Raw genomic sequence first — 23,296 nt, 5'->3', positions numbered from 1 at the left:
TTGGTCTGTTACCTGCAATAATTGCGAAAAATTTGAACCGTCAATTCAATGGATAAAAATCAAGTAATATGTAATTGCGAAACTCGCTGAGCTCGTTCGCAATCATTATTGTATACAAGGATAAATTTGTGCAAAGCACAAATTTTAAGCTGAAAAGTTGACAACTGCAAGATTTGGGCGCACTTTAATAAGTGTAGTGCTTATATAAAGTTGATGAGTCCTAAGCAATTAAAGATTTTAAACTTCTGATATGTTGTCGTTGGTTGATTTTATCAGCAACAACTACAGTTAATAACTGTGATATACCGGCTAACAGTAAATCGGAATGCAGTGTTTTTTCATTTGTTGTTTTCCGTTTGGCAATGCAGAAACATGTTTCATCCCATTCTTTAGAACCTCGTTCTACTCCGGGATAAGCTCTGAGATTCTTTTCAGGATAAACATAAATCATTCTACCACAGGAAGAAGTTGTACAGGGACTTTCACAGTGACAGACACGTCTTTTGGACTTGTCTTGTCGATTGTATTCCAATTTCATTTTTGGACATACAAACTTCATTGTAGGAAGCTTGTTCTTTAAATGGGATTTACTTCCTTCCCGTTTCATTGGAAGTGAAGGATCATGAGGGCAACAAGGAATACCATTTTCATTGAATGTATATTTAACATTATCCATTGAAAGATTAACTTTTAAAGGAATAAATGCTTTTTTGAAATTGAAATCTTCAAAAAGTGATTTGTAAATCTCAATGGTATCAAAGGCTGCATCACCAAGGAATATAGATGGTTTAATACCCGGATGCCTTGTTTTAAAGTCTTTTAAGGTAGGAAGTAAAGCTTTGGGATCAGCAAGAGATTTGTGTTTATCCGGAGACTTTGCTTTCTTTTCAACTACAATGTCAGGATGAGAAGCAAGATAATTCTTGTTGTAAAAATCAATGGAGCGAACAATTCCAAGTCCATTGGTAATAATACCGAACTTGTAAGCATAGCAGAAATGCCCGTTAATGTACTGCTGTTTAACCTCATGATTTGATGAAGCTGATGTAGGCATAGAGGCATATACAGCCTTATAAGGGTCATAAGAACTATCAAAATTCATAGATTTTGCATAGGATTTGAGCTGCCTGATAATGCGGTTGGCGTACTTAGGATTATTTTCGGTTACATAAGCTTCAATACCTGAAGTGTCAAACAAAAGCATAGAAGCAAGGTTGTTATCAATATCCCTACATATCGGTTCAGTTATATCAACAAGCTTATCAAAAACAGCTTGTAAGTCCGATAAAAAATCCTGTTTAAAACGAGTTATTTTAGAGGCATCAGGAACTTTGGTAAAGCCGCAGAATTCTCTCAGATGTCCGGAATAATTTCATCAAGGTCAATGTGATTTTTGAGCAGAGTAAGAAACTGAGGTTTGTCAGATTCAAAAATATCTTTACAATCTTCAAAAATATCTGCCAAAGAGAGTTGTTTTTGTGATATCATAGTATTGTCTCCTTTAGGGATGTGGCATATGTTTTTTGCAAATCCATTATATCACAAACCGAGAGGAGATTTTTATATTCAGAAGCAAAAAAGTGTAGTATTTATACGGCTTTGGGCGTTTCGCAAACGCCTATTATAATTTTATTCAAAAGGAGGAAGAAAATTGAAAATTGCACTTAATATTTTTTCTAGAGCATTTATCGCATTGTATGCAATTCTGACTCTTATTGCAGTGATTGCGGAAATGAAAGAGATAGGTTTTCAAAGCATTCACTTGCTATATTTTATCGGAGCTATTTTTTTGATTTCGGCTACAGTCAAGAATCTACCATGGCTTGTATATCTTTCCTTAGTGTTAATGATTCCATTGGTAATTTTTACCGGTTATATAGTTGGAAATTTACAATTGTCTCATATTATAATTCGTATATTGATTACAGTACTGTTGTCTTTAATATACGGTTGTTCAGTTCGCTGAGTAAGTAGAAAAAATAAATTTTTTAAAAGTAAGCCTGAATTATTCACGACACAATATTTAAATTAAGTACTGTGCTATAAATCTTCAAATTTAATTCATGACGCTGTAACTGACTTAATACACCTAAAAATGGGCAGACTTCCCCTAAGTATGGTTTACAAGTAGTTATCAAGCTGTCAAGGTTCATTATTAGTTGTTATTCAAGCTGTATACATAGATTGCTGATATTGGATAGGGTCTCATAGAACTCATACTTATATGGGCAACTGCTACACAGCTTGAATGTTATATACCTTGCTGAACGAATTACTTTTGCAGCAATCTTAAGCAGTTTTAGACGGACAGTATCAATACGTTGGTTTCTCATATTTGCAGATAATGCCAATCGTCTAAACCAATTAAATATATTATAAGCAAGTGCATGTATTTGGAGCCTGTTGGCATTTACAATCCTTGTATGACTGCTGACAGAGGCAAAGTCAAAACCTATTTTACTTTCCTTTATGAAGTTTTCCATCAAGCCTCTTTTACAATAGAACTTGATTAGATATTCAGGGGATGACTCCATGTTTGTAACAACAAATGTATACATATATGTCATTTGGTTTTCAGGTTTTTCAACTTTACAGACAACACGTCTTTCATAAGGCCAAGGACCTGCCTGATACATGAATTCACCATAAGCTACAGCATAATCTACTTTGTTGTTTTTTGTAATTTCATCAAGTTCATCTACAAGATATGATGCCTTATCACGAAGTACAGCATTTTCTTTCAAACGAATTACATAGCCGGTACCGTTTTCTTCACACTGTTTATATAAACTCGGTGTTGCAAAGCCACTATCTCCGCGAAGGAGAAGTTTAATTTCCGGAAAGTCTTCAAGATATTCATCAAGTATAGGCTGAAGAAAGTCCACAACCCCTGTACTTGAATACTGAGTTCCATCCCGGAGCTGAATTTTAATTAAATCTCCGGTAATTCCATCGTAGCAAACAAGCGGATGGTAACCGTTACTTTGATAGTGAAAGTTAAATGCTATGCCTTCCTGCTTGCCGTAGGCATTAAGAAGTGTTGAATCTAAATCTAAAATGATAGCTTCAGGCATCTGAATGCTATAAACTTTCTTTCGAAGAATTTGATTTATTGAAAGGAACTGATTCAGAGAATCCTCATCCATTCGATTATGAAATTTTGAAATAGTCGGTTGTGATGCTAAAGTTCCTTTATTAAGTACTGCTTTAAACACAGGATCATTTGTAAGTTCATCTGAAGTGTCATCTTCAAAATAGCCTGCAATGATCATATATATCATCTGAAGAAGGTTTTCTTTATCAGTATGATAACGGAATAATGCAGAATCATTGGTTTTAAATGATTGACTGAAAAGTTTATCAATGCCAAGTTTACTTACGAATTCTTTTATAAAAAGTAAGCCTGCATCGGAGGATAAATCGCCTCCATCGAAATTAATTTTAATTTTTCTATTGCTTTCAAGTGATAAGGTGTTTACAATACTCATAGAGGGCTCCTTTGTGTGATTTTTGAGTTTTAGCACCTTAATTTTACCACAAATGGACGCTCTTTTTTCATTCACTTGATAAGTGAATGATAATATTTAGTAAAAACATAGTAATAATGGGGCTTTCAGCCACTTTCATGGCGTTGACATGAATAATCTAGGTTTATTTATTAACAAGCTTAAACTTAATCAAAACAAACGCATACAGATTCTACCTGTTGGTGGATATGAAAACACATTAGATTTACATCGAAACCTTATGATTGATAAGGTTCTTTCTGAAAATGCCCGTATTATTAGCATTATTGATGGCGATGTTAAAAATATTGTAACAGAAAAAAAGAAAGAGAGTACTTTATGGTATTCGATACCAAGTGATAATATACTATTTCTCCCTATTGAAAGCCTTGAAAAGTACTTAAAGGTTCAACTTTTCGATAAAGAAAACTTCGATTTAATGAGACAAATTAGAGATTGTCTATTTGAACTTGAATCAGAAGTAAATTGGTTTAGAACAGAGTATTTACAAAATATAGCTTCTAAAAAAGCTGATGATGAAAAGAGAAAAAAACCAGTTAAGGATGATAAAGAATACTTTGTTAATGGAAAAAATTTGTTTAGTATTCTATCCGAAAAATACGTTTCTTCTCATGATAATAAAAATAAAGGTGATTTTAGAAAAGAAATATCTAAACTTGTTATTGAATATAATGACTATTCTCTTTTCGAGACAGAACTTAAAAAAACTTTTAATTTTCTATTTCCTTGATAATACATTTTGTACTCAAACTACAATAGATAAGTTTAGGAGTGATTTTTGGATACTTGCTGATTATTTGTATCAGATGCGTGTAAGTAATGATTATGTTGCGTGCGAGACGGTAATCAAACATGTAGATGAGCTTTTGATGTTAATGTCTGCAATGACAAAAGATGACAGATTTGAAGAAACGATAAACGAGCTTAGTAGAAAGGAGAGTGTAACAATGTGTGAGGTACTGGATAAAGTGGAAGCAAGAGGTAGAAAAGAAGGTGTGATAAGTGTGCTTATTTCTTTGGTAAAGGATGGCATATTAAGTGTATCGGAAGCTGCGAAAAGGGCGGATATGAGTGAAGAAAACTTTAAGCAGTATCTAAAGTCTTGATAATTGTTGCTTTAAATACAAACTCACAGAAATAAAATTAAATTTTTTTCTGTGAGTTTTATTATATGCTTACCTGTTGTGGTTTTATACAACAGTAAAAAAAATTGACAGAAATGAATATTATTTCACTGCTTTTGCCCTTGTTTTTTTGTTGATTTCATTATAAAATAGCTTAAGATTGTTTTGTATTTAACAATATCGGTGATGCTATATTTTTTATTAAAATATAATATCACGGTGATCAAAATCTATTTAGATCACAACAACTTATTAATTAAAACGGAGGTTTGTATATGGCTCAAATAGGAGTTTCTGCTATGAAACGAATTGAAGATTTGCTCGATACCGGAAGTTTTGTGGAAATTGGCTCATATATAAGTTCAAGGAACACAGATTTCAATCTATCTGATAAGGATACTCCAAAGGATGGTGTATTGACAGGTTACGGTACGATTAATGACAGTCTGGTATATGTGTATAGTCAGGATCCTTCAGTGCTTGGCGGCTCAATAGGAGAAATGCATGCAAAGAAGATTGTTGCACTATATGATATGGCAATGAAGATGGGAGCACCGGTAGTAGGGCTTGTTGATTGTGCAGGTCTGAGACTGGAAGAGTCTTTTGATGCATTGGATGCCTTTGGAAAAATATATTTAGCACAGACAAAAGCAAGTGGAGTTATTCCACAGATACAGGCTGTGTTCGGTCTAAGCGGCGGCGGAATGGCTATCAGCAACGGACTCAGTGATTTTGTATTTATGGAGAAGGATAAGGCAAAGGTCTTTGTAAATTCACCAAATGCTATAAACGGGAATTCACAGGATAAGAATGATTTTTCAAGTGCCAAGTTCCAATCGGAATCCACAGGTTTGGTTGATTTTATAGGAACCGAGTCTGAAATCATTTCAGGAATCAGAGAGCTTATTTCAGTTCTTCCTGCAAATAATGAAGATGATATGTCATATATCGAGTGCACAGATGATTTAAACAGACTTACACCTGAACTTGAAGGTAGAATAAGCGATCCCGCACTTGCACTGAATATTATTTCAGACAGCGGATATGTGCTTGAAGTAAAGAAAAATTTTGCAAGAGAGATGTTTACAGGTTTTATCAGATTAAACGGTAATACTGTAGGTGTAGTAGCAAACAGAAGAGCACTTTATGATGAGAACGGCGAGATTGCAGATGAGTTTGAAAATGTACTTTCTCATCAGGGAAGTGATAAGGCGGCAGGTTTTGTTGAATTCTGTGACGCCTTCAATATTCCGGTACTTACACTTGTAGATGTAAAAGGATACAGAGCTACAAAATGCAGCGAGAAGAGAATGCCTAAGGCAGGTGCAAAGCTTACATATGCATATGCAAATGCAACAGTTCCTAAGGTCAGCCTTATAGTAGGTGATGCTTACGGAAGCGCTTCACTTTCAATGAATTCAAAATCAATAGGTGCCGATATAGTTTTTGCATGGGAAAATGCGAAAATGGGTATGATGAATGCAAGTGAGGCTGTAAAGATAATATATTCAAAAGAAATTGATTCAAGTGAAGATATAAAGGCAACTCTTGACAAGAAAACAAGAGAGTATGAGAACTTACAAAATTCAGCCGTATATGCTGCAAGAAGAGGATATGTAGATGATATTATTACGGTAGCAGATACAAGAAAGAGATTGTTGGCAGCCTTTGAAATGCTTTTTACAAAGAAAGAAGATCGTCCATATAAGAAACATGGATCAATTTAGAGGTGGATCATGAAAAAGAGAATAAAGTATTTAATCTTAAGTCTGTTTATGATTGCCATGCTGGCACTTAGTGCATGCGGTAAAAAGGCCGACTCTGAGAGTTCAATACCTGAGGATATTTCAAATCAGCTTCCGGTACAGGCTGAAAGTTTATTGAATCAGCTGTATAAAATGAATGATGCGGAGCTTGACCAGGTAATTGACAGTGTAGAGCAAAACGGTCAGACGGCATTTGCCGAAGGTGTAAAAAACTTTAAATCAACAAAAGAACTTGTCGGAGATCTTGTAGGTATTGATGATACAAAAGTCTCAGCTTCAGAAGGCAATTATGTTGTTAAGGTAAATTATTCCGGTGAAAACAGAAAATCCGAGATGACACTCGGTTTTGACAGCAAAACAAATCAGGTAGCGGTATTTTCTATCACACCTAAGTACAGTGTTCTTGAAAATATGGAAAAGGCCGCACTTAATACAGTTCTAGGTATGGGAACGGTATTTATTATATTGATTTTTATATCATTCCTTATAAGCTTGTTTAAGTATATAAATGTATTTGAAAATAAATTAAAAGCAAAGACTAAGGAAGAACCTGTAATCGAGGCGGCTGCTGTAAACGAGCCTGAAAATCTTGAGGATGATTTGGAGCTTGTAGCGGTTATAACGGCGGCTATAGCGGAGTTTAGCAATACAGATGCATCAAACCTTATTGTTCGTTCAATAAAGAGAGTTAAAAGATAGTGGAGGGAAAAATGAAGAATTATACTATTACAGTAAATGGCAAATCATATGAAGTTTCTGTTGAGGAAAGAGGAGGAGCAAGTGCTCCTGTTACACCTGTAGCAGCCGCACCGGTTGCACCTGTAGCAAAGGCTGCACCTGCAACAAGCGGAAGCGAAGGCAGAGTAAAGGTTGTTGCACCTATGAGCGGAAAGATCCTCGGTATCAAGGTAAGTCCTAATCAGGCAGTTAAAAAAGGTGAAGTGGTAGCTGTACTTGAAGCTATGAAGATGGAAAATGATATCGTTGCACTTGAAGACGGTACAATTGCAAGCATAAATGTAAATGTTGGAGACAGTGTTGAAACCAATCAAACTCTTGTAACAATCAACTAATATCCGGAGGGAGAAAAAATGGATTATATATTAAATACATTATCCAATTTGATTGCTCAGACCGCATTCATGAATCTTACCTTCGGCAATTTGATAATGATTTTTGTTGCCTTTATATTTCTATATTTGGCAATCAAAAAAGGATTTGAGCCTCTTTTGCTGGTTCCTATTGCTTTCGGTATGTTACTTGTAAATATCTATCCGGATATAATGCTTAGACCTGAGAATTCGGCAAACGGTGTTGGAGGTTTGCTTCACTATTTCTATGTATTGGATGAATGGAGTATATTGCCGTCACTCATATTCATGGGTGTAGGTGCACAGACTGACTTCGGTCCGCTTATTGCAAATCCGAAATCATTCTTACTCGGTGCGGCTGCACAGTTTGGAATTTATGCGGCTTATTTTATAGCAATCTTTATGGGATTCAATGATAAAGCGGCAGCAGCTATATCTATTATAGGTGGAGCTGACGGACCTACTTCTATCTTCCTTGCAGGAAAGCTTGGACAGACTGAATATCTGGGACCTATAGCTGTAGCGGCATATTCATATATGGCTTTGGTACCTATCATACAGCCGCCTATTATGAAATTCTTTACAACTGATGAGGAGAAGAGAATCAAGATGGAGCAGCTTCGTCCTGTATCACAGCTTGAGAAGATTCTTTTCCCAATAATAGTTACAGTGGTGGTATGTCTTATACTTCCTACTACAGCACCTTTGGTAGGTATGCTGATGCTTGGAAACCTCTTTAAAGAGAGTGGAGTTGTAAAGCAGCTTACAGAGACAGCAGCAAATGCAATGATGTATATCGTTGTTATCTTACTTGGAACCAGCGTAGGTGCTACAACAAGTGCGGAGGCATTCCTTAAAGTTACAACCTTAAAGATTGTAGCTCTCGGACTTATAGCTTTTGCTTTCGGTACCTGGGCAGGTGTAGTATTCGGTAAGATAATGTGTAAGGTTACCGGCGGTAAGGTAAATCCGCTTATCGGTTCTGCAGGTGTTTCTGCAGTACCTATGGCAGCCAGAGTTTCACAAAAGGTAGGTGCGGAGTATGATCCTACAAACTTCCTTTTGATGCATGCTATGGGACCTAATGTGGCAGGTGTTATCGGTACGGCTGTAGCGGCAGGAACCTTTATGGCAATATTCGGAATAGTATAAGGAGGGATTATGGCAGAAATTCAAAAAAAACCTGTTCAGATAGTTGAGACCGTGCTCCGTGATGCACATCAGTCTTTGGTTGCTACAAGAATGACTACAGAACAGATGCTTCCTATAATAGATAAAATGGATAAAGTAGGCTACAGAGCTGTAGAATGTTGGGGTGGTGCTACATTTGACGCTTCACTCAGATTCTTACATGAAGATCCTTGGGAGAGACTTCGCAAGTTTAAAGACGGATTCAAGAATACCAAGCTTCAGATGCTCTTTAGAGGACAGAATATCCTGGGATACAATCATTATGCGGATGATGTTGTAGAGTACTTTGTTCAAAAGTCGGTTGCAAACGGTATTGATATCATTCGTATCTTTGATGCATTAAATGATATCAGAAATTTAAAGACAGCTGTTGATGCGGCAAATAAAGAGAAGAATGCTGAAGTTCAAATAGCTCTTTGCTATACTTTGGGTGATGCATACACACTTGAGTATTGGAAAGATATCGCAAAGAGAATTGAGGATATGGGTGCAGATTCTCTCTGCGTTAAGGATATGGCAGGACTTTTGACACCATATGCGGCAGAGGAACTTATCGGAAGCCTTAAGGAATCTACAAACTTACCTATAGAGCTTCATACTCACTATACTGCAGGTCTTGCATCAATGTCACTTTTAAAAGCTGTAGAGTCGGGTTGTAATATTATTGATACTGCAATTTCACCTTTTGCACTTGGTACTTCACAGCCTGCTACAGAGGTTATGGTTGAGACATTTAAGGGAACACCTTATGATACAGGTCTTGATATAAATCTTTTATCCGAGATTGCAGACTATTTCAGACCGATAAGAGAAGGATTTATAAAGAGCGGACTCCTAAATCCGAAGGTACTTGGAGTAAATATAAATACTTTGAAATATCAGGTTCCGGGAGGAATGCTTTCAAACCTTATCAATCAGCTTAAAGAGGCGGGTAAGGAAGATAAGTACAGAGAAGTTTTGGAGGAGATTCCAAGAGTAAGAAAAGACTTCGGTGAGCCGCCACTTGTTACACCTTCATCACAGATTGTAGGAACACAGGCTGTTATGAATGTACTCTCAGGTGAAAGATATAAGCTGGTTCCGAAGGAATCAAAGAAGATAATGCTTGGTGAATTCGGACAGACTATCAAACCTTTCAATGAGGAAGTACAAAAGAAGATAATAGGTGATGAGAAGCCTATAACATGCAGACCGGCAGATCTTATTCCACCACAGCTTCCTGAGTTTGAGAAGCAGGTTGCAAAGTGGAAAGAGCAGGATGAGGATGTGCTTACATACGCACTTTTCCCAAAGGTTGCAGAAGAGTTCTTTGAATACAGAGCAGCACAAAAGACAAAAGTGGATATGACTAAGGCAGACAAGGATGCAGGAGCATATCCGGTATAAATAAAAGGTATATTCACAAAATCCCTTACTTAATGTAGGGGATTTTTATGTAAGAGAAAATGAAAGAAATAAGGAAAAAAGTTTTAAATCAGTTTAGCAGTGCAAGAATTATATTATTAGGTTTTATCATTATGATTTTTTTGGGCGCAAGTATTTTAACGCTGCCTATTTCATCAAGAAACGGAGATTTTACACCGTTTATAGATGCATTGTTTACCGCAACCAGTGCAAGCTGTGTTACAGGACTTATAGTGTATGATACAGCTACACATTGGTCATTATTCGGTAAGATAATAATAATAGCTATGATACAATGTGGCGGACTCGGAGTTGTTACCATGATAACTGTATTTACTCAAGTTGCAGGTAAAAAAATCGGTCTTAGAGACAGAGCAACATTACAAAGTGCTTTGTCGGCCCCACAAATAGGAGGTATTGTAAAACTTACAAGTTTTATATTTAAGGGAACCATAATTATAGAAATGATCGGTGCACTCCTTATGTTTCCAAGTTTTATGAAAGATTTCGGTGTAACAAAGGGAATATACTATTCAATATTTCATTCTATATCTGCATTTTGCAATGCAGGATTTGATTTGATGGGAGATGTGAGTAAATTTTCATCTTTAACAAAATACCAATCGGATGTAATGATAAATATTAGTATAATGCTCTTGATACTTATAGGTGGATTGGGATTTCTCATATGGAAAGATATGATAAATTACAAGTTTGATATGAAAAGATATTCCACTCAGACAAAGATGGTATTGGTTATGAGTGTGGTATTAGTGATATTTCCGTCTGTTTTATTTTTCTTTACAGAGTTTAGCAGTTTGGAAATTAAAACAAGAATACTTTCAAGTGTATTTCAAGCGGTTACACCCAGAACAGCAGGATTTAACACAATTGATTATACGAAATTCAGTGATAACGGTATAGCGATGACGATTATTTTGATGTTGATAGGTGGTGGATCAGGTTCAACTGCAGGCGGTATCAAGATGAGCACCGTATTTATTTTAGTTGCTACAATGTGCTCCGTTTTAAAGCAGGACAAAGAGGTAGCGGTATTTAAGAAAAGAATTGAACCGGATATAATAAAGAATGCTGTTGCGGTATTTGTACTGGACATTGTATTATTTGTAGCCGGATCAATGATTATAAGCGGAATAGAAGGATTTTCGTTGAAAGAAACAATGTTTGAGTGTGCATCTGCTGTTGCAACGGTAGGACTGACTTTAGGTATTACGCCACATCTTGGAATTATTTCAAAGATATTGTTGATCTGTATGATGTATATAGGAAGAGTGGGCGGTATAACACTTATCTTTGCTGCCGTTACTCCTAAGAATAACGGAAATGCAAGATATCCTAAGGAGCAGGTAGCAGTTGGATAAATTTGATATGAGGTGAATTATGAAGAGTTTTTTGGTAATAGGAGTAGGGCGTTTTGGGCGTCATTTATGTAAGAAATTATATGAACTTGGATATGATGTAATGGCTGTTGACAGAAATGAAGACTGTATAGAGCAGGTTTTACCATATACTTTAAATTCAATGATCGGTGACAGTACAAAGAATGAATTTATAAAATCAATCGGTGTCGGCAATTTCGACACTTGCTTTGTGGCAATAGGTGATGATTTTCAAACTTCACTTGAAACAACATCACTGCTTAGTGAGTGTGGAGCAAAATACGTGGTATCCAGAGCATCAAGAGATACGCAAGCAAAATTTCTTTTAAGAAACGGTGCAAACGAAGTTGTTTACCCTGAAAGGCAACTGGCTGAATGGACTGCTATAAGATACAGTTCAAACAATATTTCAAATTATATAGAGCTGCCCGGAGAAAATTCTATTTTTGAATGCAAGGTGCCTAAAAGCTGGGAGGGAAAAACTGTATTGGAGCTGGATATAAGGAAAAAATATAAAGTTAATATTATGGCAATTAAAAAAGGTGATAACTGGTATATGACTATTACTCCACAGATAAAGTTTGAAAAGGATCAGGATATAATGGTCTATGGAGCAAATAAATATTTGGAAAAATTCTTACATTTTGATTCAACCAATTTTACAACTGAAGAAGAGGCCGAAGATGATGATTGATGATATTTCTATTAGATTTGCAAAACCTGAGGATGCAAAAGAATTGCTTAATATATATGCATATTATGTCAATAAGACGGCGATATCATTTGAAACGGAGGTACCGAGTGTAAAAGAGTTTAAAATCAGAATGGAAAATATTTTGAAAAACTATCCGTATCTTGTGGCACAAAAGAATGATGAAATACTTGGATATGCATATCTTCATCCATTTGTGGGAAGAAAAGCTTATGAATTAAGTGCAGAGACTACCATATACCTAAATCCTGATAAGAAGAAAATGGGTATAGGCAAAAAATTATACTCGGTCTTGGAGGATATAGCAAAGGCACAGAATATAACAAATTTATACTCCTGTATCGGTTATGTGGATAAAGAGGATGAATATTTGAATAATAACAGTGCGCAGTTTCATGAACATATGGGATACAGGATGGTAGGAAAGTTTGAAAACTGCGGACATAAATTCGGCAGATGGTATCATATGGTCTGGATGGAGAAGATAATAGGAGAGCATGGGGAGATTAAGGAGTTTTTGAGGTTTGAGGAGACAGATTATATACTTTAATTATTAATATTTCATTGACAAAAACATATGAATATGGTTAAATGAACTTAGAAATAATATTCCATAAAATAAAATATTTACTGAAATAATATTTTATAAGTTGCGAATGATAGGAGTTTTATGAGAGAAGAAGATTATCAGATTTCTTTTGAAATAATTGCTACAGCAGGGGACAGTAAGGGATATTCAATGGATGCCATCTGTGATGCAAGAAAGGGCGACTTTGAATCTGCAAATGAAAAGCTTAAAGAGGCTAATCAAAGACTTTTACAAGCTCATGAATTACAGACAGATATGATTGCAAAGGAAGCCGGAGGTGAGCAGGTTCCTGTAAATATTATTCTTATACATTCACAAGACCATCTTACAATGGCGAATGTAGCTGAGGAATTGGCTGAGGAGATGATCTTACTCTATAAAACAATAGCCGATCTTAAGACGGAAATAGAAGAAATAAAAAAGAAAATATAAAAGTGATTGGGAGTTCCATAAAATTTGGAGGTAATACATTGGATATAGTATTGCAAATCAAAGAGGAATATTCAAAACTGACCAAGTCGGAACAGAGAGTGGCGGATTATTTTATAGATAATTATAAAGATGCTATAAATCTAAGTACACAATCAATTGCGGCAATAACGGGCACATCACCGGCTACAGTTATAAGATTTGTAAAAAGTCTGGAATTTGACGGTATTCAACAGCTGAAACTGGCATTGGCTGCAGATTTGGATTCGGATAAAGATTATACAGGCGATGAGATAATACATCCTGAAGACGAACTTGAAGATATTATAGAAAAAAACAAAATAAATCTTATTAGGAGTATTGAAAAACTTTATGCTCTGATGGATATAAGTCTTATTGAAGAGGCGATAGATGCAATAGATAATGCAAGGAAAATATATCTGTTCGGAGTAGGAGCCAGCGGTATAGTTTGTTACGATATAAATTATAAGCTTTCAAGAATAGGTAAGGATGTTGTATTTAATAATGATATACATTTACAGCTTGTTAATTTGAACTTTATAAAAAAAGAAGATGCCTGTGTTTGTATAAGTTATAGCGGAAATACAAAGGAAACCGTTTTGGTAGCTGAAATTGCAAAAAGGGCAGGGGCGAAGACAATAGGTATTTGTTGTTTCGGCAAGAATGAATTGTCTAAAATCTGTGATATAACTCTTCGTGTTCCGCATGATGAGAGAGAATTGAGACTTGGAGCAATTTCAAGTCGTAATACCACGCTTACCTTATTGGATATGATTTATCTTGCAATATCACACAGACATTATCCTGAAGTTCTTGAAGATATTGAAGCTACAAGAGATTTGATAAAGAAACTTAGAGATTGATTTTGTTTAAGGAAGTGAAAAATGAGAATGCTATGGGGAGGCGCAAGTGCCTCAAGTCAATATGAAGGAGGATTTACTCTTTTTAATAAGGGTATGGATACTCAAGACTGCAGAAGATATATAAAAAGGACAGATAATGCGACTACCTCTACAAGACTTCTGACAAAAGCCGATATAGAAAGAGCGAAAAATCCTAAAGATGGTGACTTTTTCCCGGGAAGAAAGGGAAGTGAAGGACTTGCACATATTAATGAAGATATAGAATATTTATCTGAACTTGGGATAGATATATACAGGATTTCCGTTGCTTGGTCCAGAATTTTTCCGACAGGTGAAGAAGAGAAACCGAATGAAGATGCTCTTAATATGTACGGGGATATTCTTAAAAAATTAAAAGAAAAGGGTATTAAGATATATCTTAGTCTTACACATTATGCGCTACCTCTTGCATTGGTTGAAAAATACGGTGGATGGAAGAACAGAAAGCTTGTCGATTTGTATTTAAAATATGCAAAAGTAATATTTGAAAGATTTGGAAAGTACTTGGACTATGTAGTACCTTTCAATGAGATAAACACCGGCTTTTTCAGTCCTTTCAACGGACTTGGACTTCTCAGAGATGAAAACAAAGAGGGAAGCGGATATGATTTAAATGATATATTTGCAGGATTGCACAATCAGTTTATAGCTTCCGCAAAGGTAATTGAGCTTGGAAGAAAAATGCTTGATGCAAGTTTCGGATGTATGGCCGCCTGTTTTTGCTATTACGGATATTCATGTAATCCGTTCGATCAGTTAAAGACCCTTCAATATGAACAGGTGAATCAATGGTTCTTTACAGATGTATTGGCCGGTGGAGAGTATCCGTATTATATGAAGAAGTATTTCAGAGATAATAATGTGAAAGTGGAGTTTCTACCGGGAGATGAAGAACTGTTAAGAAATAATACGGCGGATTTTGTAGGATTTTCATATTACCAGTCAAATGTATGTGCATCGGAAGAGATGGAAAAAACAGCCGGAAATCTTGTTGTGAGTACAAAGAATCCTTATTTAAAAGCAAATGAATGGGGTTGGCAGATTGATCCTGTCGGAATAAGAATTTCCATGAATAAGATTTATGACAGATACAAAAAGCCTGTAATGATTACCGAAAACAGTTTCGGATACAATGATGCACTGTTGGAAGGCAATATTATAAATGACGATTACAGAATAGAATATCTGAAAGATCATTTTGAACAGATAAAGCTGGCAATCGATGACGGAGTGGAATGTCTGGCATATTTGCTCTGGGGAATTATAGATATTGTATCGGCCGGTTCTTTGGAAATGAGTAAGAGATACGGTGTAGTATATGTCGATGCCGACAATCTTGGAAACGGAAGCTATAAAAGATATAAAAAGAAAAGTTTTGAATTCTACAAGGATTATATAGAAAAGGAGAGAGAAAGTGTTAAGTCTTGATAGATTGGATACTGAAAAAAGAAATATTAACACGATGAATCTTGACGAACTTTCCACAGTAGAAATCATTGAGAAAATAAATCAAGAGGATAAAAAAGTTGCAGACTGTGTGGAGCCTGTTATTCCGGAAATAGGAAAGGCAGTGGACTTTGCAGTACAAAGTATAAAAAGAGGCGGCAGACTTATTTATATCGGTGCCGGTACATCCGGCAGACTTGGAATACTTGATGCCAGTGAATGTCCGCCGACTTACGGAGTACCTTTTGATATGGTGATAGGAATCATGGCAGGGGGTGACAAGGCCATGAGAAAAGCTGTTGAAGGTGCGGAAGATTCCAAAGAACTTGCCGTTAATGATTTAAAGGAACTTAAACTTGACGAGAGGGATACTTTGGTAGGACTTGCAGCAAGCGGTAGAACTCCTTATGTAATAGGAGGTCTTGAATATGCAAGAAGTCTGGGCAGTAAAACGGTAGCTATCAGCTGTGTACAGGGAGCCGGGATATCCGATTATGCGGATGCAAAAATAGAAGTGGTTGTAGGAGCCGAGGCGATAACCGGTTCAACCAGAATGAAAGCCGGTACGGCACAAAAGATGGTCCTTAATATGATTTCCACAACTACAATGGTAAAGATAGGCAAGGTATATCAAAACCTTATGGTAGATGTGGCTACAACCAATGAAAAGCTGAGAGTAAGGGCTTTGAATATAGTAAGTGAAGCTACAGGAATAGATAAGGATATCTCAAAAAAGCTTTTGGAAGAATCAGGGTATGATGTCAAAGTTGCCATAGTTATGGGAATTGCATCTGTGAGTGCCGATGAGGCTAAGGAAACTTTGGAAAATAATAATCTTGATGTCAGTGCAACGATAAAGAAATTGCTTAAAAATAACAGGTGATTGAAAATATTTATTTAAAAAATATTAAAATTCGATTTCATACAAAATCGGGTTTAGAAAGAAGGTAATATATGAAGGTATTATTTGTTTGTTCGGGCGGTATGTCATCAACCATTGCCGTAAATGCCTTGAAAAAAGAGGCCGAAAAGCATGGTGAAACGATTGAAGTTCTTGCAATAGGAACTCAGGCTGTTGATGACGAGGTAAAGAACGGTTGGAATTGTGTGATGGTTGCGCCACAGATTCGCCACAGATTTGATAATATCAAGGCTGCGGCAGATGCACAGAATATTCCATGTGCATTAATCGAACCTATGGCTTATTCACCTCTTGGTGGACCTAAGCTTTATACACAGATGAAGGGATTAACAGGAGGTAATTAAAATGTTTGATAATATTGCTGCATTTTTAGACAAAAATCTAAGTACACCGATGGCAAAGCTCAGTGAACAAAGACATTTAAGAGCTGTAAGAGACGGTATTATTGCCACTTTGCCTATAGTAATTGTAAGCTCACTTTTTCTTGTAATTGCATTCTTGCCGAATCAAATGCCTGCATCTTGGGGAATTGCACAGTTTATAAAAGCAAATGCGGGCAGAATTCTTCTTCCATATCGTATGGCAATGTATATTATGACATTGTATGCAGTATTCGGAATAGGATTTTCATTGTCAAAGAGCTATGATTTGGACGGACTTTCAGGAGCTATTCTTTCAGAATTGACATTCCTTTTGACAGTCGTACCGGTATCACTTCCTGAGGCAAGTGAAGAAATTCAAAGCCTTGCCGCAAACAATCAGGCTTTGGCAGATTATATTAAGGCAATACCAAGCGGTTGGCATCTTGGAATGTCATATATCGGATCCGACGGAATGTTTGTAGGTATTCTTTCAGCATTCTTTGCGGTAGAAATCTATAGATTTACACAAAAATCAGGCTTTAAAATCAGAATGCCTGAGCAGGTTCCGGAATCTGTTGCAAGAAGTTTTGAAGCACTTACACCTACCGTTATTATTCTGCTTATAGTTTCAACCATATGTATGTGGCTTGGAATAAATGTTCACGGTATTGTAGGTTCAGTTATAAGACCTATAGTACATGTTGCGGATACACTTCCTTCAGTACTTTTGCTTACATTCCTTGATTCATTCTTCTGGTGCTTCGGTATACACGGAAGCAGCGTGGTAGGTAGTGTTACAAGACCTATATGGCTTATGCTTCTTGAGCAGAATTCAAATGCGCTTGCAGCAGGAATGGCTATTCCGAATATTGCTCCTGAGCCTTTCTATCAGTGGTTTATATATATCGGAGGTTCAGGAACAACTATAGGACTTGCAATCTTACTTTTATTCAGATCAAAATCACAGTATGGCAAGACACTTGGAAAGGTAGCTTTTGTACCGGCGCTATTTAATATCAATGAACCGATGATTTTCGGATGTCCTATAATCCTTAACCCTGTTCTTTTGATACCTTTTGTTTTAAATCCGATTATTTGTGCTATAATTGCATGGATAGCAACCGAGCTTGGACTTGTAAACAGGGTGGTGGCGTCAGCACCATGGACTTTGCCGGGACCTATAGGTGCATTCCTTGCAACAAACGGAGATATCAGAGCACTTATATTAAATGTACTTTTGATAATTCTTTCAATACTTATTTATCTTCCGTTCTTTAACAAGTATGATGCCGATTTAAAGAAGCAGGAAGAAAGTGATGTTGCTGCATAATATTTTACGTAATAATATAAAGGAGAGTTATGCGTAGACTTGGGATATCAATTTATCCTGAAAAAGACAGTGTGGAAAATATTATTGAATATATTAAGAAAGCCGGATTTTCCGGCTTTTCTCGTATTTTCTCATGTCTTTTATCAGTGAATAAATCAAAAGAAGAGATAATACATGATTTCAGTAAGATAAATCTTTATGCAAAGAGACTTGGGTTTGAAATAATAGTTGATGTATCACCGTCAGTTTTTGATAAACTGGGAATATCATATAAGGATCTTGCTTTCTTTAAAGAAATAGGAGCAGACGGACTTAGACTTGATCTGGGGTTTAGCGGACTGGAAGAGTCTGTTATGACTTTTAACGAATACGATTTGAAGATAGAAATTAATATGTCAAATGATGTTTCAACTATTGATACAATAATGAATTATGAACCTAACAGATACAATCTATACGGCTGTCATAATTTTTATCCGCATAATTACAGCGGACTCGGACTTGATTTCTTTAAAAGCTGTACAAAAAGATTTAAAAAATACGGTCTGAATACTGCGGCATTTATTACCACAAGAAGTGAAGGATCGTTTGGTCCATGGCCTACCGACTTCGGCCTTCCGACTTTGGAAATGCACAGAAATATGAGTATTGATAAGCAACTAAAGCACATGATTGCTATGGATGACATCGATGACATCATTATTTCAAATTGCTATCCGACAGACGAGGAAATTGAAAAGTTAAAAAATATTCCTCTTGACAGAGTATGTTTTGATGTAAAACTTTTGCCTGAACTTCCCATACTTGAAAGAACTATAGTTTTAAAAGAAATGCATTTTAACAGAGGCGACAAATCGGACAATTTTATCAGATCGACAGCTTCAAGGGTAAAGTATAAGGGTGAAAAGTTTGAAGTGATAAATCCTGCACCTATAAAAAGAGGTGATATTATAATTGAAAGCTCACTTTACGGTCATTATGCGGGAGAACTGCAGATTGCTCTAAGTGATATGGAAAATTCGGGAATGAGCTCTGTAGTCGGGCATATTGATAAAGATGAGTTGTTCTTGCTTGATTATATAAGGCCTTGGCAGAAGTTTGCAATGAAGGAATCAAAGGAAGTATAGATGAAAAATACTTATTACATCGGAATAGACGGTGGTGGAACAAAGACAAATTTTATACTGTTTGACAGTAATAAAAACAGTATTGCATCTGTTTTAATGCCTACAATCCACCCTGCACAGACAAGTTTTAAAGAAGCGGTAACTATTCTTACCGAAGCCAGAGAAAAGCTGCTTATTAATATAAAAGACTGTGATTATGATTTGAAGGTGGGAGCAGGTCTTGGAGGATACGGTATAAATAAGGATTACAGAAAAAAGCTTGAGGATGAGTTTTCATCGGTATTTGAAGAGTTCAGGCTTTATTCTGATGCCTACGCCGCAATGCTCGGCGCACTTGGAGGAGATGACGGAATACTTATAATTGCAGGTACAGGAAGTATAGGGCTTGCAAAGATAGGTGATAATACATACAGGTGTGGCGGATTCGGATACAGATACGGCGACGAGGGCAGTGCATACAGTATAGGAAAAGAGATTATTTCAGCAGCCTTAAAAGAATCCGACGGCAGAAATAAAAAAAGCAAGATATATGATCTGGTACTTGAATATTTTAAGATGAACAGTGTTAATGATATAGCAACAAGCGATTTCACAAGAGAGCGTATAGCATCTCTGGCGGCTGAGGCATCAAAATATATCTACAGCTGTGAAAATATTAAGAATATTTTTGAAAAAGCGGCAAGAGAAATAACTTTACATATAAAAGCATTGAGTGAAAAATTTGAAAATAAAATAAAGTTAAGCTATATAGGAGGAGTCTTTAAGTCTGAGTTTATAATGGAACAGATAAAGGAAATGAATCCGGATATTGATATTGTTTCACCGATATTTCCACCTGAAAAGGGGAGTATACTACAGGTATAGTGAAAAGTGAAAATATTTTTGCTATAATGAGTATAAAGAAAATAATATATTTTGTTGAGGTGAAAAATGGGAAAAAGAAAACTGGCATCCATACAGTATGTACATAATATCACGCCTATAGAGGGCGCTGAAAAGATAGAATGTGTACATGTATTGGGATGGCAATGTGTAGCTAACAAAGGTCAATTCAGTATAGGTGATAAATGTGTATATATGGAAGTGGATTCATTCCTTCCCGTATGTGAACGTTTTGAATTCCTCCGAGCAAGCAGCTTTAAAGAGAATGAAATAATGGGTGCCGGATTCAGGCTGAAAACCATGAAATTCAGAGGACAGATATCACAGGGTTTGGTACAACCTTTAGAAATACTTCCTGAAGGTAAATATGAAATAGGTGATGATGTAACCGAACTTCTTGGAATAAGGAAATGGGAGATAGAGGAGAGAGTAAGCAATGACGGTACAGTTATTGCAGAGTTTCCAAGTGAAATATCAAAAACCGACGAGCTTAGAGTACAGTCATATCCTGAGTTAATAGATGAGTTTAAATCTGTAAAGGGATATTACATTAGTACTAAAATGGACGGGTGCAGTGTAACCATGTATAAGAGCGGTGATCATTTCGGTGTATGCGGAAGAAACTATGAATATGCAGATGATGATAAATGTGATATGTGGAAATATGCACATGAACATAGAATAGAAGAGAGATTAAAAGAAAATAATCTTGACGATATAGCAATTCAGGGTGAATTTTGCGGACCGGGTATTCAAAAAAACAGACTTAATCTGAAAACACCTGAGTGGTATGTATTTACGATAACAGATATGAAAACTAATACAAGGCTTTCTATGTATAAGACCGAGGAGATATGTAAGCTTCTTGGTTTAAATATGGTGCCTGTTGAGGAAGTGGAAGAAGAGTTTAAGTACAAAAGCGTTGATGAACTTTTGGAAAGGGCAAAGGGAAAGTACACTTCAGGGAAGAATAAGGAAGGTATCGTAATAAGACCGGTTGAAACTGTGTATTCAAATACCATAGCAGGTCCGCTGTCTATGAAAGTTATAAATAATGATTATCTATTGAAAGAGTAGTAAAATACTTTAATAAAATTGAGAGGGCTACAGTTTAGGATGTAAAAATGAGTTCGAAACTGTAGCTGTTTTTTTGAGTTTTTTTGAAAAAGTCGCTGTCAAGCATAAATGATTATGTCCCAAAATAATTAATTTATAAGCCCCCACAAAGGGGCTTTTATTATGCGCTTTTTAAGTCGTCTTCAATTCTGTGTGGCTGTGAATGTGCAAATTTATTAAAGGCCTCTAATCTCCAAGGATGGTTCATTGGAGGAATATAAGGCTTTCTAGGTTTAGGTTGTCTGTAGTCAGCGTCCAAGTCCTTAGACTTGTGTTCATGTGCCGGTATTTCTTCTAGTGCATAAATATCCTTGTCATTTACGCACGCAAACATAGAGCTATCAAATGCCTTGATAAGCATAACCTTGGTACCTTTTCGATAATGGATTTGCACTCCCTTATGATCTATCATCTTATAAAATTTCTTTTTAAATTGAATCGCATGTCCGGCATCAACAGTTCTCTCAGTCAAAACCGCTAAAGTAAGATTTATTTTTTCTTTAGACGGTTGCGTTTCAAAGACAGATTTGATACCATGAAGTGGAAGTGAGAACTTCTCATTGAATTCCTTTATGTAGGAGTGAAGGAATTCATTGGCATTATTGATGTCGGTTACGCCTGCGAGTCTAAACTCAATAGGCAGGCGTGACTGTAAGGTTTGATTCAATCGTTCTATGCGTCCTTTGGCCTGTGGTACGCTGCTTGATTCAATTTGTGTACCAAGTTGCTTGCAGGCGTAAGCGAACTGTGTATAGGTGTCATTGTCGTCAGATAAGGCACCTTTTTTCTTGTAAGTAAATACAGTACGTTTATCGGTAAGAAACTTATATGGGATACCATAATCGGTAAGAATTTGTTTAAACACATGGTAGTAGCCGTTAAGGGTCTCCTGAGTATCAAACCATGCACCGGTAACAGCACCTGAGGCATCATCAATGGCTAAATGTAGATGCCATATCTGTCCCGGCACCCATTCATAAGGGGTTGCATCCATCTGAAGCAATTCACCGAAATAAGCACATCTTGGACGACGACTGTGAGCATCTTCAACTGCTACTAAGTTAGCCTGTATCTGTGATAATTCCTTTTTTGACGTTGCAGCTTCCTTCTTGGCTCTTAGTGTTTGCCTAATGCGTCTACGTTTGGCTTTTGTAGCCTTTGGAGATAGAATGTACTCAGACTCCAAAATACTCATTACAGAGGAAGAAGAGATGCTTATGCCCTCATGCTTTTTTAGAAGCTCTGTATAGTGTTCAAAGTTAGCCTCGTAGTATTTAGTTCTGTATAGATCAAGAACCTGACTTCTGATATCAGGGTGGATGGTGGTAACCGGCTTCTTACCTCTGTTACCATGAATAAAGAATGCTTTACCATCTTTAATATAGCCTTGTATCATACGGTTTATATGCCTCTTGGTGCATCCTAGGATAAGAGCAGCTCTATCCTTATTAGCTGTATCTGGGTGATCTACCAGACCTTTAATAACCTCGTACTTTCTTTGTTCATCCATTGATAAAATAACCTTTCTGATAAGTCAGTCCCTCCTAGTGTTAGAATATACAAAATAGTATTCTACCATAAGTGGGACATTTTTATTTGTGGTATAATGGGACTTTATCATATATGGCTTATATTTTTTGAGTTTTTTTGAAAAAGTCGCTTGACTTTTGAGATATGAAAAAGTATAATTAGTACACTGCTTTTGCAGGGAACTTAATTCGAACATCATAATAACTTAAAAATAATTTAAATTGTTGTTGACAAGATGTTGAATTGATGGTATTATATCTGAGTTGCTTGAAAAGAGCAAAAAGAGCTCTAAATAATCTGAAAAAACTTTTAAAAAGTTATTGACAAGATAAAATGAGCTTGATATAATAGCTAAGCTGTTTCAAACAGCAAAGCAAACGAACCTTGATAATTTAAGATTAAACAGTACACACAACCCTGAAAAT

Annotated in this window: 22 protein-coding genes and 1 pseudogene; 20 read left to right on the top strand and 3 right to left on the bottom strand. The window is 36.2% G+C overall.

Annotated elements, in window-relative coordinates; all coding sequences use genetic code 11:
* Window positions 1–220 precede the first annotated feature (220 nt).
* Window positions 221–1,488 (bottom strand): annotated as a pseudogene (locus HMPREF1135_RS04795) (ISNCY family transposase).
* 163 nt (window positions 1,489–1,651) lie between these two features.
* Between HMPREF1135_RS04795 and HMPREF1135_RS04790 the strand changes: the two are divergent.
* The gene (locus tag HMPREF1135_RS04790; protein WP_007592591.1) at window positions 1,652–1,966 is read left to right on the top strand and encodes a hypothetical protein; all 315 of its coding nucleotides are present in this window, start codon (window positions 1,652–1,654) and stop codon (window positions 1,964–1,966) included.
* A gap of 196 nt (window positions 1,967–2,162) precedes the next feature.
* On the opposite strand, the gene HMPREF1135_RS04785 is transcribed toward HMPREF1135_RS04790, so the two are convergent.
* Window positions 2,163–3,488: an IS1380 family transposase gene (locus HMPREF1135_RS04785; protein WP_007592589.1), complete on the bottom strand. Its 1,326-nt coding sequence runs from the start codon at window positions 3,486–3,488 to the stop codon at window positions 2,163–2,165.
* Window positions 3,489–3,636: 148 nt separating this feature from the next.
* Between HMPREF1135_RS04785 and HMPREF1135_RS04780 the strand changes: the two genes are divergently transcribed.
* From HMPREF1135_RS04780 to HMPREF1135_RS04690, 19 genes are all read left to right on the top strand, one after another.
* Window positions 3,637–4,257 carry a hypothetical protein gene (locus HMPREF1135_RS04780; RefSeq protein WP_007592587.1) on the top strand — a complete coding sequence of 207 codons (621 nt, stop codon included), beginning with the start codon at window positions 3,637–3,639 and terminating at the stop codon, window positions 4,255–4,257.
* A 76-nt stretch (window positions 4,258–4,333) separates the two neighbouring features.
* Complete coding sequence (locus tag HMPREF1135_RS04775; RefSeq protein ID WP_034211971.1) at window positions 4,334–4,633, top strand: hypothetical protein; 300 nt, start codon at window positions 4,334–4,336, stop codon at window positions 4,631–4,633.
* A gap of 293 nt (window positions 4,634–4,926) precedes the next feature.
* The gene (locus tag HMPREF1135_RS04770) at window positions 4,927–6,378 is read left to right on the top strand and encodes an acyl-CoA carboxylase subunit beta (protein WP_007592583.1); all 1,452 of its coding nucleotides are present in this window, start codon (window positions 4,927–4,929) and stop codon (window positions 6,376–6,378) included.
* Window positions 6,379–6,387: 9 nt separating this feature from the next.
* A complete protein-coding gene (locus tag HMPREF1135_RS04765; RefSeq protein WP_007592582.1) occupies window positions 6,388–7,116 on the top strand; it encodes an OadG family protein in 729 nt (242 codons plus the stop codon).
* An 11-nt stretch (window positions 7,117–7,127) separates the two neighbouring features.
* A complete protein-coding gene (locus HMPREF1135_RS04760) occupies window positions 7,128–7,490 on the top strand; it encodes a biotin/lipoyl-containing protein (protein ID WP_007592581.1) in 363 nt (120 codons plus the stop codon).
* Window positions 7,491–7,508: 18 nt separating this feature from the next.
* On the top strand, window positions 7,509–8,660 hold the full coding sequence (locus tag HMPREF1135_RS04755; protein WP_007592578.1) for a sodium ion-translocating decarboxylase subunit beta: 1,152 nt from the start codon (window positions 7,509–7,511) through the stop codon (window positions 8,658–8,660).
* A 9-nt stretch (window positions 8,661–8,669) separates the two neighbouring features.
* Window positions 8,670–10,085 (top strand): oxaloacetate decarboxylase subunit alpha, encoded by a 1,416-nt coding sequence (locus HMPREF1135_RS04750; protein ID WP_007592576.1) that lies wholly within the window; start codon window positions 8,670–8,672, stop codon window positions 10,083–10,085.
* Window positions 10,086–10,144: 59 nt separating this feature from the next.
* A complete protein-coding gene (locus HMPREF1135_RS04745; RefSeq protein WP_034242918.1) occupies window positions 10,145–11,485 on the top strand; it encodes a TrkH family potassium uptake protein in 1,341 nt (446 codons plus the stop codon).
* 19 nt (window positions 11,486–11,504) lie between these two features.
* Entirely contained in the window at window positions 11,505–12,197 is a 693-nt protein-coding gene (locus HMPREF1135_RS04740; protein WP_007592570.1) for a potassium channel family protein, read from the top strand.
* The gene (locus tag HMPREF1135_RS04735; protein ID WP_034243368.1) at window positions 12,190–12,765 is read left to right on the top strand and encodes a GNAT family N-acetyltransferase; all 576 of its coding nucleotides are present in this window, start codon (window positions 12,190–12,192) and stop codon (window positions 12,763–12,765) included. The genes HMPREF1135_RS04740 and HMPREF1135_RS04735 overlap by 8 nt, the downstream gene beginning before the upstream one ends.
* A 120-nt stretch (window positions 12,766–12,885) precedes the next feature.
* Entirely contained in the window at window positions 12,886–13,236 is a 351-nt protein-coding gene (locus tag HMPREF1135_RS04730) for a PTS lactose/cellobiose transporter subunit IIA (protein ID WP_007592565.1), read from the top strand.
* A gap of 38 nt (window positions 13,237–13,274) precedes the next feature.
* Window positions 13,275–14,117 carry a MurR/RpiR family transcriptional regulator gene (locus HMPREF1135_RS04725; protein ID WP_007592563.1) on the top strand — a complete coding sequence of 281 codons (843 nt, stop codon included), beginning with the start codon at window positions 13,275–13,277 and terminating at the stop codon, window positions 14,115–14,117.
* 21 nt (window positions 14,118–14,138) lie between these two features.
* Entirely contained in the window at window positions 14,139–15,584 is a 1,446-nt protein-coding gene (locus tag HMPREF1135_RS04720; RefSeq protein WP_007592560.1) for a glycoside hydrolase family 1 protein, read from the top strand.
* Window positions 15,571–16,485, top strand: a complete 915-nt coding sequence (murQ, locus tag HMPREF1135_RS04715) for an N-acetylmuramic acid 6-phosphate etherase (RefSeq protein ID WP_007592558.1) — start codon at window positions 15,571–15,573, stop codon at window positions 16,483–16,485. Before HMPREF1135_RS04720 ends, murQ begins: the two co-directional genes overlap by 14 nt.
* Before the next feature lie 71 nt (window positions 16,486–16,556).
* Entirely contained in the window at window positions 16,557–16,868 is a 312-nt protein-coding gene (locus HMPREF1135_RS04710; protein ID WP_007592556.1) for a PTS sugar transporter subunit IIB, read from the top strand.
* A gap of 1 nt (window position 16,869) precedes the next feature.
* On the top strand, window positions 16,870–18,216 hold the full coding sequence (locus HMPREF1135_RS04705; RefSeq protein ID WP_007592554.1) for a PTS sugar transporter subunit IIC: 1,347 nt from the start codon (window positions 16,870–16,872) through the stop codon (window positions 18,214–18,216).
* A 29-nt stretch (window positions 18,217–18,245) separates the two neighbouring features.
* Complete coding sequence (locus HMPREF1135_RS04700) at window positions 18,246–19,343, top strand: DUF871 domain-containing protein (RefSeq protein WP_007592551.1); 1,098 nt, start codon at window positions 18,246–18,248, stop codon at window positions 19,341–19,343.
* Window positions 19,344–20,207: an N-acetylglucosamine kinase gene (locus tag HMPREF1135_RS04695; protein WP_007592550.1), complete on the top strand. Its 864-nt coding sequence runs from the start codon at window positions 19,344–19,346 to the stop codon at window positions 20,205–20,207. It begins immediately after the preceding gene.
* A 66-nt stretch (window positions 20,208–20,273) separates the two neighbouring features.
* Complete coding sequence (locus HMPREF1135_RS04690; RefSeq protein WP_007592543.1) at window positions 20,274–21,302, top strand: RNA ligase family protein; 1,029 nt, start codon at window positions 20,274–20,276, stop codon at window positions 21,300–21,302.
* Between the two features lie 160 nt (window positions 21,303–21,462).
* On the opposite strand, the gene HMPREF1135_RS04685 is transcribed toward HMPREF1135_RS04690, so the two are convergent.
* Complete coding sequence (locus HMPREF1135_RS04685; protein WP_034242916.1) at window positions 21,463–22,851, bottom strand: ISNCY family transposase; 1,389 nt, start codon at window positions 22,849–22,851, stop codon at window positions 21,463–21,465.
* Between the last annotated feature and the right edge of the window lie 445 nt (window positions 22,852–23,296).

The organism is Lachnoanaerobaculum sp. OBRC5-5, assembly GCF_000296385.1.
Taxonomy (GTDB): Bacteria; Bacillota; Clostridia; order Lachnospirales; family Lachnospiraceae; genus Lachnoanaerobaculum.
This window is presented reverse-complemented; position numbering and strand designations above follow the sequence as displayed.